The 20,680-nt window shown below is 62.3% G+C and carries 16 protein-coding genes; 10 read left to right on the top strand and 6 right to left on the bottom strand.

The genetic code is table 11. The features are described 5' to 3' along the window. Window positions 1-10 precede the first annotated feature (10 nt). Window positions 11-1,213, bottom strand: coding sequence for an acetyl-CoA C-acyltransferase (locus tag WP12_RS10820; protein ID WP_046193709.1), 1,203 nt, complete (start codon window positions 1,211-1,213; stop codon window positions 11-13). Window positions 1,214-1,232: 19 nt separating this feature from the next. Then, window positions 1,233-2,276, bottom strand: a complete 1,044-nt coding sequence (locus WP12_RS10825; RefSeq protein WP_046193710.1) for a phosphotransferase — start codon at window positions 2,274-2,276, stop codon at window positions 1,233-1,235. A gap of 299 nt (window positions 2,277-2,575) precedes the next feature. Between WP12_RS10825 and WP12_RS10835 the strand changes: the two genes are divergently transcribed. Then, window positions 2,576-4,117 carry an acyl-CoA synthetase gene (locus WP12_RS10835; protein WP_200894494.1) on the top strand — a complete coding sequence of 514 codons (1,542 nt, stop codon included), beginning with the start codon at window positions 2,576-2,578 and terminating at the stop codon, window positions 4,115-4,117. A gap of 4 nt (window positions 4,118-4,121) precedes the next feature. Here WP12_RS10835 and WP12_RS10840 read toward each other — a convergent pair whose 3' ends face one another. The 4 genes from WP12_RS10840 to WP12_RS10855 are packed head-to-tail and all read right to left on the bottom strand — an operon-like array spanning window position 4,122 to window position 10,238. After that, window positions 4,122-5,903, bottom strand: coding sequence for an acyclic terpene utilization AtuA family protein (locus tag WP12_RS10840; protein ID WP_046193713.1), 1,782 nt, complete (start codon window positions 5,901-5,903; stop codon window positions 4,122-4,124). Next, complete coding sequence (locus WP12_RS10845) at window positions 5,900-7,852, bottom strand: acetyl/propionyl/methylcrotonyl-CoA carboxylase subunit alpha (protein WP_046193714.1); 1,953 nt, start codon at window positions 7,850-7,852, stop codon at window positions 5,900-5,902. Before WP12_RS10845 ends, WP12_RS10840 begins: the two co-directional genes overlap by 4 nt. Further along, on the bottom strand, window positions 7,849-8,634 hold the full coding sequence (locus tag WP12_RS10850; protein ID WP_046193715.1) for an enoyl-CoA hydratase/isomerase family protein: 786 nt from the start codon (window positions 8,632-8,634) through the stop codon (window positions 7,849-7,851). Before WP12_RS10850 ends, WP12_RS10845 begins: the two co-directional genes overlap by 4 nt. Beyond that, window positions 8,631-10,238 carry an acyl-CoA carboxylase subunit beta gene (locus tag WP12_RS10855; RefSeq protein ID WP_046193716.1) on the bottom strand — a complete coding sequence of 536 codons (1,608 nt, stop codon included), beginning with the start codon at window positions 10,236-10,238 and terminating at the stop codon, window positions 8,631-8,633. The genes WP12_RS10850 and WP12_RS10855 overlap by 4 nt, the downstream gene beginning before the upstream one ends. A gap of 139 nt (window positions 10,239-10,377) precedes the next feature. Between WP12_RS10855 and WP12_RS10860 the strand changes: the two genes are divergently transcribed. The 9 genes from WP12_RS10860 to WP12_RS10905 all read left to right on the top strand — a co-directional run bounded on the left by WP12_RS10860 (window position 10,378) and on the right by WP12_RS10905 (window position 20,311). Continuing rightward, window positions 10,378-11,010 carry a glutathione S-transferase family protein gene (locus WP12_RS10860; protein WP_200894495.1) on the top strand — a complete coding sequence of 211 codons (633 nt, stop codon included), beginning with the start codon at window positions 10,378-10,380 and terminating at the stop codon, window positions 11,008-11,010. An 11-nt stretch (window positions 11,011-11,021) separates the two neighbouring features. Then, window positions 11,022-12,191: an acyl-CoA dehydrogenase family protein gene (locus tag WP12_RS10865; protein ID WP_046193718.1), complete on the top strand. Its 1,170-nt coding sequence runs from the start codon at window positions 11,022-11,024 to the stop codon at window positions 12,189-12,191. A gap of 138 nt (window positions 12,192-12,329) precedes the next feature. Beyond that, window positions 12,330-13,106, top strand: a complete 777-nt coding sequence (locus WP12_RS10870) for an SDR family NAD(P)-dependent oxidoreductase (protein WP_046193719.1) — start codon at window positions 12,330-12,332, stop codon at window positions 13,104-13,106. A 165-nt stretch (window positions 13,107-13,271) separates the two neighbouring features. Then, window positions 13,272-13,871, top strand: a complete 600-nt coding sequence (locus tag WP12_RS10875; RefSeq protein WP_046193749.1) for a TetR/AcrR family transcriptional regulator — start codon at window positions 13,272-13,274, stop codon at window positions 13,869-13,871. A gap of 288 nt (window positions 13,872-14,159) precedes the next feature. Beyond that, window positions 14,160-16,631, top strand: coding sequence for a TonB-dependent receptor (locus WP12_RS10885; RefSeq protein WP_084691094.1), 2,472 nt, complete (start codon window positions 14,160-14,162; stop codon window positions 16,629-16,631). 65 nt (window positions 16,632-16,696) lie between these two features. Next, a complete protein-coding gene (locus WP12_RS10890) occupies window positions 16,697-17,461 on the top strand; it encodes an SDR family NAD(P)-dependent oxidoreductase (protein WP_046193722.1) in 765 nt (254 codons plus the stop codon). Window positions 17,462-17,476: 15 nt separating this feature from the next. Further along, complete coding sequence (locus WP12_RS10895) at window positions 17,477-18,346, top strand: carotenoid biosynthesis protein (protein ID WP_084691096.1); 870 nt, start codon at window positions 17,477-17,479, stop codon at window positions 18,344-18,346. 40 nt (window positions 18,347-18,386) lie between these two features. Beyond that, window positions 18,387-19,280, top strand: a complete 894-nt coding sequence (locus WP12_RS10900) for an alpha/beta hydrolase (RefSeq protein WP_046193750.1) — start codon at window positions 18,387-18,389, stop codon at window positions 19,278-19,280. Beyond that, window positions 19,277-20,311 carry a zinc-dependent alcohol dehydrogenase gene (locus WP12_RS10905; RefSeq protein WP_084691097.1) on the top strand — a complete coding sequence of 345 codons (1,035 nt, stop codon included), beginning with the start codon at window positions 19,277-19,279 and terminating at the stop codon, window positions 20,309-20,311. Before WP12_RS10900 ends, WP12_RS10905 begins: the two co-directional genes overlap by 4 nt. Window positions 20,312-20,680: the final 369 nt, after the last annotated feature.

Here is a 20,680-nt window from a genome sequence, read left to right on the forward strand (position 1 = left end):
GCCTTCTCCATCAGAAAATCTCGAACAGGCCGGCCGCGCCCATGCCGCCACCGACGCACATGGTGACGACGCCGTAGCGCGCGCCACGTCGTTTGCCCTCGATCAGCACATGGCCGGTCATGCGCGCGCCGCTCATCCCGTAAGGGTGGCCCATCGCAATCGCGCCGCCGGAAACGTTAAGTAGATCGTTTGGAATGCCGATCCGGTCACGGCAATAGAGCACTTGGCTGGCGAACGCCTCGTTCAGCTCCCAGATGCCGATATCGTCTACCGTCAGGCCATGAGCAGCCAGCAGGCGTGGTACCGCGAAGACGGGGCCGATGCCCATTTCCTCGGGGCCGCATCCCGCCACTGCCATGCCGCGATAGGCACCCAACGGCGTCAGGCCACGCTTGCTCGCCTCGGCCGCCTCCATCAGCAGCAGCGCAGCGGCACCATCGGACAGCTGCGACGCGTTGCCGGCGGTGACGCTGCGGCCTTCGCTGAGCTGCTGGCCGCCCTTGAAGGCCAGACGCAGGCCCGCCAGGCCCTCTGCGGTCGTGTCGGCGCGGGGGCCTTCATCGCTTTCCAGCCTGACCGATTTGCCGAACGGTGGTGCGCCATCCTTGGGCACCACCAGCATCTGCGCTTCGAGCGGCACGATCTCGGCAGCGAAGCGCCCCTGCCGGGTCGCCTCCTGGTAGCGCTGTTGCGACTGCAGCGCATAGGCATCCTGCGCCTCTCGTGTGACGCCATAACGCTGCGCGACGATCTCGGCGGTCTCCAGCATGCTCATATAGATCGCCGGGCAATGTTCGACGAGCCATGGATCCTGGGCGCGATAGATGTCGAGATGTTCGTTCTGAACCAGCGAGATCGATTCCACGCCGCCGCCGATGGCGATCGTCTGGCGATCGACGATGATCTGCTTCGCGGCGGTGGCGACAGCCATCAGCCCCGAGGCACATTGCCGATCGACGCTCATTCCCGCGATCGAAACCGGCAGGCCGGCACGCAGCGCGGCCTGCCGGGCGATGTTCAGGGAGGTGGCGCCTTGTTGCATGGCGCAGCCGAGCACCACGTCTTCGATCTCATCGTCGGCCACGCCCGCCCTGTCGATCGCGTGGCGGATCGCGTGGGCGGCTAGCGCCTGGGGCTGCGTGTCGTTGAACGCGCCCTTATAGGCCTTGCCGATCGGGGTCCGCGCCGTCGATATGATTACGGCTTCGCGCATGTCGTTTCCTTCCTTCAGATCAATCCTGCCGGGCGATGGCCCAGCCGAGCGCGGCGAGCGGCGCGGCGCGGGCGCCCACGATCAGGGCATCCTCGGCGCTGGCATTGCCGTCCTTGGCGCGCCGCCAGACGCCCTGGAGGATCGCAACGACGCGAAAGAGGCTGAACGCCAGGTAGAAGTTCCACGCGGGGATGTCGTCGCGGCCGGCCCGCTCGCAATATCGCTGCAGATATGCCTGCTCGGCGGGGATGCCGAGCGCCTGCTGATCGAGATCGGCGAAGCCCCGGAAGACATCCGCGCCGCCCCGCCATACCATCATATGATAGGCGAGGTCCGCGATCGGATCGCCGACGGTGGAAAGCTCCCAGTCGAGCAGCGCGATCACGCGCGGTTCGGTCGGGTGGAAGATCATGTTGTCGAGACGAAGATCGCCATGAAAGATCCGGCCGGGCTGTTCGGCGGGCAGATGCGCGGGCAGCCACTCGATCAGCGCCTCCATGGCATCGATAGGTTCGCCCTCGCTGGCACGATATTGGGCCGTCCACAGCGAGACCTGGCGTTCGATGAAGCGCTCGGGCCGGCCATAGCTGGTCAGGCCGACCTCATCGGGATCGATGCGATGAAGACTTGCGACCGCGGCGTTCATGCCGTCGAACAGCGCCGCGCGTTCGTCCGGTTCCACGCCAGGCATGCGCTGATCGTAGAATATCCGTCCTCGGACGAAATCCATCACGAAGAACGCCGCGCCCAGCAGCGATGGATCCTCGCACAACGCATGCACGCGCGGCACCGGAGCGCCACTGCCTTCAAGCGCCTTGAGCACGCGATATTCGCGTTCGATGGCATGCGCCTTGGGAAGCAGAATGCCCAGGGGCTTGCGGCGGAGAACATAGTCGCCCGACGATGCCGACAGAAGGAAGGTGGGGTTGGACTGGCCGAACCCGAATTTGCGCAGTTCGCCGGGCCCCTCATACCCGCCGACATGATCGGCAAGCCATGCCTCCGCGGCGGCGGGAAGGGGGTCGGCCAATGTCTCTGGGGAGGAGGGGCCGTATACGCTCACGTCAAAGGTCCGATGCTGATGATATCGTGCGACATCCTGGTTCGGTCATTGTCGATGGAAGCGCGGGTGGCCTGCGACATATGGCCGCCCGATATCCCCTCCATTCGCCGGGTACGGAGCCCGATCGACCATGATCCTCGAATAGCGAACGCCTCGATGATCGTCAATACTTGTTTGTGCATAGCATATTTGTGTAAGAGGGTATTTGCCGCACTGAATAAGGGCGCGAAGGGGATTGCCGCCATGGGCGCCGTGCCGCATCTCCGCATCGCGCCAGACGAGAATAGGGTAGGAGAGCCGTGACTGATCTTTTCCACCATGACTGGGTAAGGGCACATGCCCGACACCGTCCGGCACATATGGCGATCGTCGATCTGGAGACGCGCGCCGGGCGCAGCTATCTCGACCTCGACCGGCGCGTGGATAATATCGCCGGCTTCCTGTCCGAGACGATGCAGATCGGCGTGGACGACCGGGTCGCCGTCATCGCCCCGAACAGCTTGATACAGGTCGAGTTGATGCTGGCGCTCGGCCGTGCCGGCGCGATCTTCATGCCGATGAACTGGCGGCTGACGGCACCGGAGATCGGCCGCATCTTGGGCCATGCCGATCCGAAGCTGATATTCTACGCTCCCGAGTTCGGCGCGATAGCCGACGAGCTGGTCCAGCTGCTGCTCGATTGCCGGTTTGAACCGCTTAGCGAGACCGATCCGGTCGGCCGCGCCGCCGAACGGGGAACGCCGATCCGCAAGCCTGCGCGCCGCGTGCATGGGGACATCCAGACGATCATGTACACGTCTGGCACGACCGGGTTTCCCAAGGGGGTCCTGCTGACCTTCGGCATGACTGTGTGGAATGCCGTCAATCTCGGCATACCGGTGCGGATCACCCCCGATACCGTGTTCCTCTCGGTCATGCCGATGTTCCACACTGCCGGGCTCAACTGCTACGCCAATCCGGTGCTGCATGCCGGCGGCACGATCATCCTCGGCCGGGGCTTCGATGCGGGGGCGGTGCTGACCGCATTGTCCGATAGATCGCTGGGCATCACCCATTTCTTCGGCGTGCCCTCGGCCTATCAGTTCATGGCGCAGCATTCGGCCTTTGCCGGGGCGGACTTCTCGGGCCTGGCCTTCATCGGTGTTGGGGGGGCGCCGCTCCCCAATGCTGTATTCGACGCCTGGACGGCAAAGGGCGTGTCGGTGGTTAACGGCTTCGGCATGACCGAGACCGGCCCTGCCGTGACGATGCTCTCGCCGGAGGATTCGCGCGCGCATGGCACGTCGATCGGCAAGCCGCTGCTTCACGTCGAGACCCGCATCGTCACCGACGACGGCAAGGATGCGGCCGATGGCGAAGCCGGCGAGCTATGGGTGCGCGGGCCCGCTGTGACGCCCGGATATTGGCAGGCGCCCGACGCGCCGGCGCAGGCATTTTCGGACGGCTGGCTGCGTACCGGAGACGGGGGCTGGCGTGATGCGGAGGGGTTCCTGCACATCCTCGACCGGATCAAGGACATGTATATTTCGGGCGGCGAGAACGTCTATCCGGCGGAGGTGGAGAACATACTCTACCAACTCGATGGCGTGGCAGAGGTCGCGGTCGTGGGGATCGCCGACGATCGCTGGGGCGAGACGGGGTTCGCCGCGATCGTAGTCCGCGACGGGCATGGCTTGTCGGAGGCCGACGTGCGGGCGCATTGCCAGCGGTCGCTGGCGCGCTTCAAACATCCCAAGGTCATCCACTTCCTGCCGGCCCTGCCGCGCACCGCGAGCGGGAAGGTGCAAAAGACCGAGCTGCGCGGCCTGGCGACTTCGATAGGCGAGGCCGTTCCCTCCTGAAATCTCAGGAAGCAAGCAGCTCGCGGGGCAGGGTGATCGGCGTGTCGAGCAGGATCTGGGCGAAACCCTTGCCCTGCGGATCGTTGCGCAACGACGCCGTGCCGCCGCCGCCAAGACAATCGTGCAACAGGAAGTTGATCGCGCCCGGCCCCGGCAGGAAGAAGCGTTCCACCTTCGTCGGGGCATAATGCGCGAAGGTCTTGCCGACCATTTCCGGGCTGAGCTGTGCCCATAAATAGGGCAGCACCGCGAAATCGCGCGCGATGATGCCGATATTGGCGTTGTCGCCCTTGTCGCCGCTCCGTCCGAACGCCAGCGACCGGAGTGGAACGGTGACCGTGGCATCGGCCGCGGCGTCGGGGAGCGGCGGCGGCGCATCGACGACCGGAGCCGGCGTCAGGGCCGCGTTCGGCGCAGTCGGGATCGCGATTTCCTTGCCGTCGACCAACGCTCTGGGCGACAGGCGGCCCTTGTCGATCAGACAGGAGAACAGCCTGACCATCGGCATGGGCTTGGGCCGGTGGCCGCCCAGCCCGGTGAAGCCGGGCGCCATCGAAGTTCCCGCCGAGGTGAACTCCCGAAGGAACATCGACAGGGCTTCCTTGCGCGGATGGGATGCGGCGATCTTCAGCAGCACCTCGCGCGCATCGTCGCAGCGCGCGTTGGCACCATAGCTTTCCTCGCTTCCGAGGATCTCGACATCGGTCGCGGTGAACGGATCGAGGCCTCTGGTCGCCAGCATGCCATCGACGCGACGCAATACCGCCTCGGCGACCTTGGCGGCCTTGCGGCGGGCGTCATGGCCGATGATCGTCCATATCGCCCCCAGCCGGTAGCCGTCCTCATAGGTCATGCTGACCTTGTAACGATCCCCCGGCGGGCGGCCCCTGGCGCCGTCCACGCACACGCGGTCGGGGCCGGCCTGTTCGAGGCGCACCCCCGTGAAGTCACAACATACGTCGGGCAGAAGATAGCTGGCGGGATCGCCGATCTCGTAGACGAGTTGTTCGGCGGCCGTGCCCACGCTGACCAGTCCGCCTGTGCCGGCAGCCTTCGTCAGCACACAGGATCCATCGGAACCGATCTCGGCGATGGGATAGCCGATATCGGCCCAGTCGCCGGTCTGTTCCCAATCGGTGAAGAGGCCGCCGCTGGCTTGCGCGCCGCATTCGATAAGATGGCCCGCGAGCGAACCCGCGGCGAGACGGTCCCAATCGTCGGGAGCCCATCCGAATTCTTTCACGCATGCGCCGAGCACGAGGGCACTGTCGACACAGCGGCCGGTCACGACGATATCCGCGCCGCCTTCCAGCGCCGCCGCGACGGGCATCGCTCCCAGATAGGCGTTGGCGCTCAATGGCGATGCCGGCATCTCGCGATCCGAGAACATCTCCCTGACGCCCTCCGCACGCAGTGCATCCAGCTGGTCGAGCACGCCGTCGCCTTCGACCAGGCCGACGCGCAGGCTCAGTCCCTGGCGCTCGATCTCGCGGCGTATCGCCTCTGCGCAGGCGGCCGGGTTCACGCCCCCGGCATTGCTGATCAGGCGGATACGGCGGCGGGCCAGTTCGGGCAGATAGGGTGCGATCTGGCTGACGAAGTCGGTGGCATAGCCCAAGGCGTCGTTCGCCGCGCGCGCACGCGCCAGAATCGACATCGTGACCTCGGCGAGGAAGTCGAAGACGATATAGTTGATCCGTTCCGCACGCAGCAGCTGGGGAAAGGCGATGGCGCTGTCGCCCCAGAAGCCGGAGGCGCCGCCGAAGATCACGGGATCGCTGCTCATGCCGCATCCTCGGCGGCGATGACGATCAGCACGTCGTTATTGGCCACCTGGGTGCCGGCGGCGACATGCACCGCCTCGATCCGGCCACGCACGGCAGCCGTGATCTGATGCTCCATCTTCATCGCTTCCATGGTCATGAGGGATTGCCCGCGCTCGACGAGATCGCCGACCGAGGCGCCGATCAGGGTGATCACGCCGCTCATCGGCGCCCGCAGGACACCATCGCTGCCCTGTGCGCTGTCGTCGGGGCCGGCGAGGGTGGAATCGACGAAGCGCCATCCGCGTCCCTCGGCTTCCAGGAAAAATCCGTCGCCCGACGGGACATGGCGCACCCGCCGCCGTGCCGCGCCGACGGCATAATCGATCCAGCCGCCCGCATTGCCGTGCAGCACGATGGCGATCGGATCGCCGTTGCCGTCATCGACCAGCCATTGTCCTCCGGACCGCGACACCGATAGCGCGAAGCTCTCGTTTCCGGCCTCGATCGCGATATCGTTCCGTATCCATCGGTTGGTGGCCCAGCCGTCGCCATGCTGCGACGCAAGCAATGCGGCCGACACCGCTATCAGATCCCGGGGCGGCGGACCGTCGCCGCCGAAGCCATCGGGAAAAGCGCGTGCGATGAAAGCGGTCGTCGCCTGCCCCGATGCGAATTCGGGTTCGGACAATGCCGCCGCGAGGAAGCTCTTGTTGGTGCTCAGGCCCAGCACCGACGTGCACTCGACCGCGCGCAGCAGGCGCTGACGGGCTTCCTCGCGATCGTCGCCCCAGGCGATGATCTTGGCGAGCATGGGATCGTAATAGGGCGACACCTCACCCCCGGTGCGGATGCCCGCGTCGACGCGGACGCCGGGACCGGCGGCCGGTTCCCACAGCGCGACATGCCCGGTCTGCGGCAGGAAGTCGTTCGCCGGATCTTCGGCGTAGAGTCGTGCCTCCATCGCATGGCCGCTGATGCGGACATCGTCCTGGGTGATGGGCAGCGGTTTGCCGGCGGCGACGTCGAGCTGCAACGCGACGAGGTCGAGGCCGGTGACATGTTCGGTGACCGGATGCTCGACCTGCAGCCGGGTGTTCATCTCCAGGAAATAGAAGCTGCCGTCCTGTCCGAGCAGGAATTCGATCGTGCCCGCGCCGACATAGTCGATCGATCGTGCGGCCAGCACCGCCGCCGAGCCCATCCGCTCACGCAGTTCGGAACCGACGGCCGGCGAGGGGGCCTCTTCGATGACCTTCTGGTGGCGGCGCTGGATCGAGCAGTCGCGCTCGCCAAGATGGATGACGTTGCCGAAGCTGTCGCCGAACACCTGGATCTCGACATGCCGGGGTTCGATGATTGCGCGCTCGAGGATAAGGACATCGTCGCCAAAGGCATTGCGCGCTTCGGATCGGGCGGTACGCAGCGCCCTCGCAAGATCCGCCTCGGCCGTCACCAGGCGCATGCCCTTGCCGCCGCCGCCCGCCGCGGCCTTCACCATCAGCGGATAGCCGATCGCTTCCGCCTCGCGGGTCAGGCGTTCGTCGCTCTGGTCCGTGCCATGATAGCCGGGAACGCACGGAACGCCGGCGGCGATCATCTGCCGCTTCGCCTCCGCCTTGTCGCCCATCGACCTGACCGACTGCGGATCGGGGCCGATCACGACCAGTCCGGCGGCGAGACAGGCTTCGATGAAGTCGGCCTTTTCCGACCAGAAGCCATAGCCCGGATGTATCGCATCCGCGCCGCTGGCGCGTGCCGCGCTGAGCACCCTATCGAGGTCGAGATAGGATAGGGTGACCGGTGCGGGGCCGATATGCACGGCCTCATCGGCCATTGCGACATGCGGCGCGTCACGGTCGGCATCGCTGAAGATGGTGACGCTGCGATATCCCTTGGCGTGAACGCTTCGCAGGATGCGGCATGCAATCTCGCCGCGGTTCGCCACAAGTACCTTCGTGAAGCCGCTCACGCCTTGTCCTCCCGCCAATAAGGCTTCCGTTTCGATGCGAAGGCGGCAATCCCTTCCTGCCCCTCGCCGGTCAGCGCTTCGATGAAGATATCCGCCGCATGTTCGGCATAATGCTGGGCGTCGATCGCGCCGGCCGTATGGAACAGGGCCTTGGTGGCCGCATTGGCGCCGGGCGCGCATCTGTCGATCATAGCGATGCGGTCGGCTAGAATGGATTCGACCATGGCCGCATCGCGGGCATCATGGTCGGCCAGCCCGATCGACAGAGCCTGCGCGGCGTTGCATCGTTCGCCGGTCACGCCCAGCCGGATCGCGGTCCGCGTGCCGAGCCGGTGGAGGACGAACGGTGCGATCTGCGCGGGGACGAGCCCCAGGGAGGTTTCCGACAGGGCGAAGCTGGCATCCGGCCCCGCGATGACGATGTCGGCGCAGCAGGCAAGTCCGAAGCCGCCGCCGAAGGCCGGACCCTCGACGACCGCGATGACCGGCACGCGACTGTCGAAGATTGCGCGAAACAGCGCTCCGCCGCGCACGTTGGTTTCGCGGATCGTCGCCAGATCGTGCGATGCACCCGAACCCTTCAGCGCGCCGCCGGCGCAGAAGCTGCCATTGGCGCCACGAAGCACCAGGGCGCGCACCGCCGGATCCTGCTGCGCGGCGGCCACGGCGTCGCCGAGGGCAGCGACCATGGCGTCGCTCAGCGCGTTACGGCTCGACGGGTCGTCCATGGTGACTACGAGGGCGATGCCCTGCCGCTCGATGCTGACCGGTGACCTGCTCATAGTCGCGCCACGCCGAAGCTGTTGGGCTGCAGGACATGCTGCTCGGCGGCTTCGCAGATCGCGAGGCATTCGCCGAGGACGCGACGCGTGTCGCGCGGATCGATGATACCATCGTCCCACAGGCGCGCGCTGGCATAGGTCGCCGCCGACTGCCGTTGATATGTGTCGATCAGCCGTTCGGACATCGCCTCCATGGCGGCCCGGTCGGGCTCCTGGCCTCGGGCTTTAGCACTGTCTTCACCGATGATGGTCAGTACCTTGGCCGCCTGCTCGCCGCCCATCACCGAAACGCGGTTATTGGGCCAGGCGAAGATGAAGCGCGGCGCGAAGGCGCGCCCGCACATCGCATAATGCCCCGCGCCGAAGCTGCCGCCGAGCTGAATGGTGATCTTGGGGACCGTGGCGTTGGTCACGGCCTGGATCATTTTCGAGCCATGCTTGACGATGCCCGCGCGTTCGGCGTCGGTGCCGACCATGAAGCCGGTCGTGTTCTGCAGGAACAGGATGGGCGTGTTGGACTGGCAGCATAGCTGGATGAATTGCGCCGCCTTGGTCGCGCCGTCGGCATCGATCGGCCCGTTATTGCCGATGATACCGACGGGATGGCCCTGGATCGCCGCATGGCCGCAAAGCGTCCACGTGCCGTAACGGGGCTTGAACTCGAGGAAGTCGGAACCGTCGACGATCCGCGCCACGACTTCGCGCGCGTCATAGGGTTTGCGATGATCGGTCGGAACGATGCCCAGCAGATCTTCCGCGCCGTACAGCGGTTCGGCATAGGCGCGGTCCGGACGGTCCGGGCGGGGCATGCGGCCCACGATATTGCGCGCGATGCGGATTCCGTCGGCGTCGTTTTCAGCAAGATAGTCGCCCAGGCCGGTCACCGCGCTGTGCAGTTCGGAACCGCCCAGCGCCTCGTCGTCGGCGATCTCGCCCGTCGCCGCCTTGAGCAGCGGCGGTCCGGCGAGGAACACCTTCGATCGTGCGCGGACCATGATCGTATAATCCGACAGGCCGACCTGATAGGCGCCGCCCGCGGTCGACGATCCGTGCACCACGCCGACGACGCCATTGCCGAGCGCGGACATGCGCGCGAGATTGGCGAAGATTTTCCCGCCGTTCACGAACATCTCCGCCTGAAGCATCAGGTTCGCGCCCGCGCTCTCGATCAGCTGGACGAGCGGCAGCTTGTTCTCGATAGCGATTTCCTGCGCGCGGAGCTGCTTTTCGACGCCATAGGGGTGCGCGGCGCCGCCCTTGATCCCTGCATCATGCGCGATAACCATGATGCGGCGGCCTGAAACCAGGCCGATGCCGGCGATGATGCCGCCGCCATATACCTGATCGGCGCCGTCATCTTCATGAAAGCCGAGCCCGGCGAGCGTCGAGAGCTCGATGAAAGGGGCGCCGCGATCGAGCAGCAGGGCGACCCGCTCCCTCGGCAGCAACTGGCCGCGCTTCGCGAATTTCGCCTTTGATCGCGCCGAGGCTGCGCAAATGCGAGACTCGATCGCGCGCAACTGATCCAGCAGGGCCAGATGCGCCTCGCGATTGGCTTTGAATTGCGCGCTTTCGGCAATGATGGATGATTGCAGACTAGGCAATCGCCCCCTCCTAATTCCTTATTAAATCGGCCTTCCAGTACGATCCGGGATGGCGATAGTCAACACTTGCTAGCTCAAAACATATAAGTTAAACGGCGGGTGTATAAAGAGCGGAGAGGGGTTGGATCGAGTGTCGGCTGTGCGGCTTTTTCATTGCGAGAATGCGCGGTCGTTCCGTCCGTTGTGGGCGCTCGAAGAGCTTCGCATTCCCTATGATCTGACGATGCTGCCGTTTCCGCCGCGCATTAAGGCGCCCGACTTCCTTGAGGTCAATCCTTTGGGAACGGTGCCTTTCCTGGTCACGGAAGACGCGGCGATGACGGAATCGGTCGCGATCTGCCAATATCTCGTGAGCCGCTTCGGGCCGACCGACCTTGCCGTCGATCCGGCGGACCCCGCCTATGCTGCCTGGCTGAACGCGCTGCATTTCGGTGAGGCCACGCTGACCTTCCCGCAAGCGCTCGTGCTGCGATATGGTGTCCTGGAGCCCGAGGAGCGGCGTGCGCCGCAGGTTGTCGAAGATTATCGACGCTGGTTTCGCGGCAGATTGAAGCTGCTCGACCGGATTCTCGAGCAAGCCGATTTCGTCGCCGCCAATCGCTTCACGATCGCCGATATTTCGGTCGGCTACGCATTGATGCTCGCGCGGATCATCGGGTTGGGTGAGGCGCTTTCTCTGCTGGCCAGCCAATATCTGGACCGATTGTCGGAACGGCCCGGCTTTCATCGGGCGCTTGCTGCGCAAGCTGCCCCTTCTTCCATCGCTGTCTAAGGAAAATAGCATTGAACCAGGCGTCATCTCCCGGATTAAAGGCGGCGGCGAGCCCCTATTACACGGAAGAGCACGAAGCCTTCCGCGACACAGTGCGGCGCTGGGTCGAGTCTGAGATCGAGCCCTATGCCGATGCTTGGGAAGAAGCGGGCGAGTTCCCTCGGGATCTCTATCGCAAGGCTGCCGAACTGGGTTTGCTGCAATTGGGCTTCCCCGAGGAATATGGCGGCTTCACCGCCGACATTTTCTTCGAGATCATAGCGGTGCAGGAGGTCGCGCGGGCCGGCATAGGCGGGGTTGCTGCCGGTCTGTTTAGCCATACGATCGGCGCTCCGCCGATTGCCAATGCAGGGAGCGACGCCCTGAAAGCGCGGGTGCTGCCGAGCATATTGTCCGGCGAGAAAATCAGTGCGCTCGCCATCACAGAGGAATCGGGCGGATCGGATGTCTCCAACCTGCGGACGAGTGCGCGGCGCGATGGTGATCATTACATCGTCAACGGCAGCAAGACCTTCATTACCAGCGGCATGCGCGCCGATTACATCACCACCGCAGTGCGGACCGGCGGTGAGGGGCGTACCGGAGTGTCCCTGCTTTTGTTGGAAGGAAACATGCCGGGGCTTAGCCGCACTCCGCTGAAGAAGATGGGCTGGTGGTCGTCGGATACCGCGACGCTCTATTTCGATAATGTCCGGGTGCCAGTGGGCAATCTGCTCGGCGAGGAAAATGGTGGGTTCAGTATCGCTGCACATAATTTCAATGGCGAGCGGATCATCATGGCCGCCGATTGCGCCGCGTTTTCTCAGGCCTGCCTGGACGAAACCGTCGCTTATGCTCGCGATCGCCACACGTTCGGACAGCCGCTGATCCAGCGGCAGGTTATCCGACACAAGCTGGTCGAGATGGCGACGCGGATCACTGCCACGCAGGCGATGCTCGAAAGCTTGGCCTGGCGGGTCGAGCAGGGCGAAAAACCCGTCGCGCAGATTTGCATGCTTAAAAATCAGGCTACGCAGACGCTAGAATATTGTGCCCGCGAGGCCGTTCAGACGTTAGGCGGGGCCGGTTTCATTCGTGGTTCGAAATCGGAGCGAATCTACCGCGAGGTTCGCGTGAACGCGATCGGCGGTGGTGCGGAGGAAATAATGCGCGATCTCGCGGCGCGACAGATGGGCTGGTGAAGATGAGGTGTATCTTGACTTGCTAGTTGCAAACTAGAATTATGACACCAGACAAGAAGTGTAGGTAAGGTCCGGGCTGATTTTGATGGCGAGGTACCGATCCTATCCTCTTCAACGTATAATATTTAGGAGATTGCTATGAGCCAGGAACGCCAGGATTTTTCACGTGATGGTTGTGCTCTGGTCTATGCGGGCTCGGGCGGGCTGGGGCAGGAAATTTGCCGGCTGATCGCCAGTCGCGGCGCGAATGTCGTCTTGACATATCACTCGCGCAAGACTGCCGCGGACGAAGCTGTGGCATTAATCGAAGCTGCGGGCGGACGCGCCCTGGCGGTGCAATGCGACGTCACTGATCCGGCGTCGACCAAGGCCGCTGCCGAGGCTGCGGGCAAGGCTTTCGGCCATTTTCATACCGTCATCTCCGCGACAGGCATCCTGTTCGACACGCCGTTTATCGCCGACATGAACCCGCAGGCATTCCGCGACGTGATTGAGGCAGACGTGTTTGGCTTTTTCAATATTGCCCAGGCGACTATTCCCGCGTTGCGCGCGAATGGCGGCGGCAGCATCACCGCGCTGGTGACCGCGGCAGTCAAGCATACGATCCCTGGCGACGGCCTTTCGTCGACGCCGAAATCGGCTCTGGCAACGATCATCCGCCAGATCGCCAAGGAAGAGGGTCCTAAAGGTATTCGAGCCAATGGAGTCGGGCCGGGAGTGATCAACGCGGGTATGGTGCTGCCGATGCTGGCGACCGGCGCGAAGGAGTTGCTCGATTTCGCGACGAATACCACGCCGTTGCAGCGTCTTGGCGAAGCAATCGAGATCGCGGAGGCCGTTGCCTTCCTGGCGTCGGAGCGCGCTTCCTATATAACTGGGCACATCCTGATGGCGGATGGCGGTCTTTCCGCCTGATGCCACGACGACCGATTTGTCCGCATATTAAACCTTAAACATTGCCATGGCGCTCGGAGAGCGCCATGCATCAGGTGTAGCGACGTCCGTCGCTTTTCCGACTTAATGGATATCATGAACCGGTCTACAACGCAGCTTCCCAAAAAGCCGGTCAAGCGAACGCGGATGACGCAGGCCGAACGCACGAGCATTTCCGATGGCCGGATGATCGATGCGGCCATCGAACTCGTTCTGGAGCGTGGTACTCATAATACGACGTTGAAGGATGTCGGGGAAAAGGCCGGCTACAGTCGTGGCTTGGCGGGAATCCGGTTCGGATCCAAGGAGCAGCTCTTCAATGAGATGGCGCTGGTCTACGACCGGCGCTGGAAAGCGGAAATCGACGCGTTCGTCGGCAATCAGCGTGGTCTGGAAGCGTTCAGCGCGGCTGTGGATGCAGTCGCTCATTTCCTTGAGGAGCGGAACGACCATGCCAAAGCAATGTATTTGCTTTATTATGAGACGATCGGCAGCAGTCCGCTGATCAGAAAGCGGCTGGCCGCCGTGCATACTGCCTATAATACCGATGTTAGTCGCTGGGTCGGCGAGGCCAAGCTCGATGGCGTCGTCAAATCAGATATCTCGCCCGATCGGTTCGCGATCCAATGGTCGTCCTTTGTGTTTGGCCTGATCTATCAATGGCTGGTAAACCCGCATAAAACGGACACGGGCCAGGCGCTGAGAGATTTTCGAGAAATCTTCCTGTCATACATGACGAAGAGCTGAAGCGTCGGCCCATCCTCAACCCCGCATAATCTCGCAAAAGGCTATTTGCTAGTCACCACCAAGACTATTTTCTTGGATGGCGAGCGAGGATTCGCAGATTTTCAGTTCTAGCCACGCGCCCTAATCAAGGCGTGGAGGGCAATGTGCATTGTTGCCGGCGGCAAACGCTCAAGAGAAAAGTCGGCCATAAAAACTAATTTGCTTGCCACAAGCCACTTGATGGATTTATCGTTTTGAGATAATCCGAAGATCATCGTCGAAAAGGCGACAATTAGGAGGGAGCCTGTGATGCCGAACAAGGGCCATGTTAAATCCGCTACAACCTGTAGCGTGTTCGCTATAATGATGGCGGCCAACGCCGCGCCGTCATTTGCGCAAGAAGCAGCTGTCCCAGCGGCGGCCCAAGCACCTCAGTCGAGCTCCAATGACGGCGGCAGCATTGGCGACATCGTCGTCACGGCGCAGAAGCGCGAACAGCGCCTCCAGGATGTCGGCCTCTCGGTCACGGCGCTGAGCGCTGAGACCCTCGCGAACAAGCGGATTAGCACCCTTGCCGATATTGCACAGGCGGTTCCCGGGCTGGTTTATACCCAAAGCCAGACGGGTACGCCGGTGTATACGCTGCGCGGTGTCGGCTTTTTCGAGTCGTCGCTGGCCGCCTATCCCGATGTCAGCACTTACATCGATCAGGTGCCGCTGCCCTTGCCAACCACCGCGACGCTGACAGCCTTCGATCTTGACCGGGTCGAAGTGCTGCGCGGCCCACAGGGAACGTTGTTCGGCAATAATGCAACCGGCGGTGCGATCAATTTCATTGCCGCCAAGCCGACCGATAATTTCGTGGCGGGCGGCTCGATCGGCTACGGACGTTTCAATACGTTCAGCGCAGACGGTTATGTGGGCGGGCCGCTGTCCGATACCGTGCGTGCGCGCGCCTCATTCAAAATTGTAAAGGGCGACGACTGGCAGAAAAGCTACACCCGGGAGGCGACGACCGGCAAGACCGATACCGCCGCAGCGCGCCTGTTGATCGACTGGGATGCCAGCGACCGACTGAAAATCTCGCTCAACATCAACGGTTGGCTTGATCGCAGCGATCCGACCAGCCCGCAATACGTGAAACTCACGCCCCAGAATCCGGCGGGCACGCCCGGCATCGGCGGCGTCGTCCCGGCGGATCTGCCAATCCTGAATTACCCACTTACGCCCCGCAATGCGCGTGCGACCGATTTCAACACCACATTTCCGCCAAGGGCAAACGACCGCCTGTGGCAGACCGCCGTGCGCGCCGATTACGATGTCGTGGACGGCATCACGGCGACATCGATCACATCCTATTTAGATACGCGTCTGCGCAAGGATCTCGAATATGATGGTACCTCCTTGGAAGCGTATGACATCGTCAACAAGACGGGCCGGATCAAATCCTTCAGTCAGGAGCTTCGTCTAGCCAATGACGGCTCGGGCGGTATCCGTTGGGTCGTGGGCGGCAATTTCGAGAGCACCAAGGTGGGAGAATCCTCGCTCAATCTGAGCGGCGCTTCGACCAGTGCGCTGATCAACGGTTTCACGCAGTCGCTGTTCGCATCCCAGCAGAAGATGAAGAACTACGCCGGTTTCGGTAATGTCGAATATAAGATTACTCCGGAGATCACGCTGAAGGGTGGCGTCCGCTATACGCAGGCCAATCGCAACACCGTGTCGAGCAACTCGCAAGATCCAAACTACCCCGATCCCGGTGCGTTGGGCGTAACGCAGTTCTTCAATATCGTCTGGGGTTCGCTGGGCTTCATCTATCCCAATTATCGCCCGATCACTGTGGGGCAGTCCTTCGTTCTCGACAATCGACTCGGAGCGGACGGATTGCCGCTCGATCCGTCGACTTACGGGACTGCAGGCTTATTCCGTGGCAGTCTAAAGGAAAACAACACGTCGTGGAGCGTCGGCGTCGATTACAAGGTCGATCCGGACATCCTGCTTTATGCCAATGTGTCGCAGGGTTATAAGGCAGGGAGCTTCCCCGACGTAGCTGCTGCGACATGGTCGCAGTTCCAGAGCATCAAACAGGAATCGCTGCTCGATTATGAAGCGGGCTTCAAGGCCCAGTTTGCTAACCGCACGATCACCGTCAACGGTGCTGCCTTCTATTATGATTATCAGGACAAGCAGCTCCGCGCCAAGATCGTCGATGGGATTTTCGGCCTTCTCGACGGTCTGGTGAACGTACCGAAGTCCAAGGTGAAGGGCGCCGAACTTTCCGTGAACATGCGGCCCGTGCGTGGTCTGACCATCAATATGTCGGGAACGTATCTCGACACCGAGGTTCGCAGTTATAACGGCGTCGTTGCCGCGGCGACCGATCCCGCCACCGGGCTCCGAGTGCCGGTGCGACAGTCCTACGCGGGAGCGCGCTTACCCTTCTCGCCGAAGGTTCAGCTCGGTGCCGACTTCCTGTATGAAATGCCACTTACCGATACACTCGGTGGCTTTTTTGGAGCCGACGTGTCGGCGCAGTCCAAGAGCTATGCCGTGCTCGCCGCCACGGCGCAGGACAAGCAGGACTTCACTGTACCAAGGCGGACGCTGTTCGGGGTCAATGCCGGTATCAGAGCCGCGGATTCCAGCTGGCGGTTGGCCTTCTGGGGCAAGAACGTCTTCAACAAATATTATACCCTCAATACGATCCTCTCCTATGATACGCTCATCCGGTATGCGGGCCGCCCCGCGGAATATGGCGTGTCGCTTTCCTTCAAGATGTAGGACGATTCCCCCTGGGGAGGAGGTCGTGGCAGCCTCCTCCCCGTCTTTGTCGAGAGAGGTCCATCGTGGCGAGATTTGCCGGAAAGCACGTGCTTGTTACTGGGGGTAGCAGCGGGATAGGTCGTACGATCGTTCACCGTTTCGCCGCTGAAGGCGCCAATGTCCTGACGATAGGCCTCGGCCAGGCGGCTCTCGAGGAGACGCGCGATCTCGCTCCCGTCGATGTGCGCGATCGGATCGTCGCGATTGAGGCGGACCTGGCAAATACTGGCGATATCGGCGACCTGCTGTCCCGCATTGCGGACGCTATCGGCGAAATCGACATCCTAGTGAACAATGCGGCACTCCATGACTTCAGCGTCGGTGCCCTCGATCTCGGTATCGACACCTGGCAACGGATTGTCGGTATAAACCTGACAGCACCGTTTCAGCTGAGCCAAGCGCTGCTGCCCGCCATGGTGGCCAAGGGCGGCGGCGCCATCGTGAATATATCATCGGCCGCCGGACTGGTCGCGGGTGGCGGGGGGGCGGCCTATACGTCGACCAAGCACGCGTTGATAGGGCTGACCCGCCAACTGGCGCTGGAGTTCGGCGCCAAGGGCGTTCGCGTCAACGCGGTCTGCCCGGGCATCACCCGGACGCCCGCGCTCGACGAGGCGTTGAATGGGCAGGGCGGTGACTCGCTTCGCAACTTCATTGCGACGACGCCTGCGCGCCGGATCGCGGACCCGGACGAGATCGCCAACGCTGTACTTTTTCTGGCGGGCCCCGACGCGAGCTTCATGGATGGCTCCGCGCTGGTCGTAGACGGCGGCTACACAATTTACTGATCGGGAGGCCATCGAATGTCGGAAGCAGCGGTTCGAATGTGCAAAACCTTGTCCTTGACGGCATTAGTTGTCTGGATGGTCTATACCGTGACATGTATATTTTGGCCGACCAATCCGATCGCTCATTATAATTGGTATGTTATCACAATTGCACTCGTAGCGTTTGGCTATTTTCATGGCGCACGCCGCTATGGCTGGGGCACTACCGCGGTGCTCTTTGTGATCGCCACGGTAATTGCCACGACTTCAGAGCATTTTAGTGTCACGGCGGGTTTCCCGTTCGGTTACTATATTCACACGGCCGCGATGGGGCCGCAGATATTCCAAGTCCCAATTATCATCGGTCCGGTCTATTTCGGCATGACCTATCTCGTTTGGACGCTTGTGCTCGCGATTTTCGGCACTGCTCATGTGCGCTGCAGGACATTCATCTTCGCGGCACCTGTCATCGCTGCATGTATCGTGACCGGTTTCGATATGTGTTTCGATCCAATCGGCTCCACTGTTGGCGGCTATTGGCACTACCGCGAAAGCGGCGCTTATTTTGGGGTGCCACTGTCCAATTATGTGGGCTGGTTCATAAACGCTTGGGCGATCTTCCAAAGCTTCGCACTATTCCTGTCGTCGCGTTCGGGCGACGTCGATCCCATGCCTGCTTCTTACTGGCATGAGGCATCGACTTTCTGGGGCCTAATGGGCCTCCAATATCCGGTGCTGATGCTGGCGACCTCAGAGACGGTTTTGGTTCGAGATAGCGGCGGCTGGGTATGGCGTTCGGGCGACATCCTTCAGGCTGCGGCTATCAACAGCATCTACACTATGGTTCTTGCAGCATTTTTGAGCATCCTGGCGGTGCATCTCCGCACCAAGCAAGATGTAATTTGAAAAGACCTGTCCGCTCGCAGATTGGTTGACGGAGGAGAAGATGGTCAGCGCTCTCAATCAGTCTCTCGTAGAAGCCTCGTATGGCAAATGGGCGCAACCTGAGGCCGATCTCACCCAGATGCGGACCGGCTACGATCAGATGTGCCCACCTCCGAAAGCAGAGGTTGAGGCAGTTCGGTGCGAGATTGGCGGCGTATCTGGTTTGTACATTGTGCCGAGAGATCCGAAGCCTGGCATTATTCTTTACCTCCATGGTGGCGGATATGTCATGGGTTCGTCCTCAAGCCATTTCTCGATGGCAGCCGAGCTGACAGCCGCGGCGCAGCGAGCGTTATTCCTCGTTGACTATAGGCTGGCGCCGGAAGCGCCGTTTCCTGCTGCCCTCGATGACAGCTGCTCAGTATACCGCGCCTTGCTAGCTCAAGGTTCCGCGCCGCAGCAGATAGCGTTGGTGGGCGATTCCGCAGGTGGCGGGCTGGCTTTGTCGACGGTTTTAACGCTTCGCGACCTCGGGTTGGCAGCACCGGCTTGCGTTGGGACGATCTCCGCATGGGCCGATCTCAGCTGTTCGGCCGAAAGCCTTGTGCGTAACGCCGGGATCGATCCTATTCTTACCGCCGACGTGCCTCTGCAATATGCCGAGCTGTACCTCGGCGATCATCCGCCCACCGACCCCAAAGCGTCGGCACTGTTCGGAGACTTCGGCGGTTTTCCTCCACTGTTTATGCAGGTTGGTTCGGACGAGATACTGCTCGACGACAGCTTGCGCGTCGCCGCGCGCGCGCGACAAGCAGGCTGTGACGTCGAGATCGAGATAGCCGATGGGATGATGCATGTCTTCCAGATGCTCACTTGGCTTATTCCCGAGGCGAGGTCGGCTCTGCTGCGGATGGCAGCGTTCGTCGCGCAGAAGCTGGACGAGGCCACGATATGACAGCCCTTATGCAATTGGCGGGAGTTTTCGGCGGTCCGGGCGAGCTTTCGCTTGCGCAGGTACCGATCCCTCGCTTGGGTGCGTCCGATCTCATCATCCGTGTTCTAACATGCGGCATATGCGGTTCCGACCTTAATTACTGGCGTCGCGGGAGCCTGCCGCCGGGGTCTGTGCCTGGGCACGAGTTCGCCGGCATCGTCACCGAAGCAGGCGCCGACGTGGTCGGCTTCACGCGCGGCGACTATGTGACCGCCGATCCAATGGTGCATCGCTTTGGCCTGGGTGACGCACCAGGCGCGTTCACGCGATTTCTCCGAATAACGGGACCTGAGCTCGGTCGGACCGCCTTCAAGTTGCCAGTCGATCTTCCGCCTAAGCTCGTTAGTCTGGTCGAACCGATTGCGGTAGGCCTGCACGGCGTTGCTGTCGCAAAGGCGCAGCCTGACGACAGGGCGTTGGTACTCGGCGCGGGCACGATCGGCCTATGCGTTGCGATCGCGCTCCGTGCGCAGGGCGTATTTGACATTACCGTTCGTGATCCTTCGCCACTCCGGCGAGCGGCGGCCGAAGCCGTAGGCGCGACTGCGATGGATACCGCCCAACCTTTGCCACGCAGCGCGGACCAAGCCGACAAACCGACCTTGATATTCGATTGTGCTGGGGTCGGCTCGGCGTTGCTCGAAGCACAGGATGCGATCGCCGATGGCGGGCGTACCGTGATCCTTGCCTCCTACGCGCAACCGGTTCTGTTGGACCTTCACGAACTGATGCTTCGGGAAAGCGCTGTGCTAGGCGCGGTGGGTTATGGCGGGCAGTTCCCGGCAGCGATCGCAATGGTTGTGGACAAACGCGCGGTGATGGAACGCCTCATAAGTCACTACTTTGCCCTCGAGCAGATTCGCGAGGCCTTCAGCGTGCAAGGCGATCCGCTGCAAAGCCTCAAGGTGATCGTCGAAATCGGGGACAGGTATGGCGAACGCCCGGCTATTGAATCGGCAGACCGCCCGCAGCCGTTAGATACAGCCGTTTAGCAACCGACATAAGTACGTCGCGCACCAGCATGCCGTTCTGTGATGACGGATTGCGACATTGGACTTGCTTCCTGTCCCGAAGCACGCAATCTGACCCCGCTCCCGCGACACTCGGGAGCGGGGCGTGAGAACCTCATCAAGGAGTCAACTCGGTCGACATCATCGGCCGGGTAGCATGCGCGCATGTCCAGCCGGCAACGGTAAAGGCGCATGCGCCTGTTGGACTCCTGCAGGTTCTCAATATTCTCTAGCTGAGGTCCCCGCTTCGGGGTGCGCGGCAATGCCGTCACGATAATCAGATCATGCCTTGGCCTTTCGAGCAAGGGCTGGGGTGATCTTCCCGGAGTGCAACAGTCTCTTCGGGGTCGT

Origin of the sequence: Sphingomonas sp. SRS2, assembly GCF_000971055.1 — a bacterium.
Lineage (GTDB): Bacteria > Pseudomonadota > Alphaproteobacteria > Sphingomonadales > Sphingomonadaceae > Rhizorhabdus.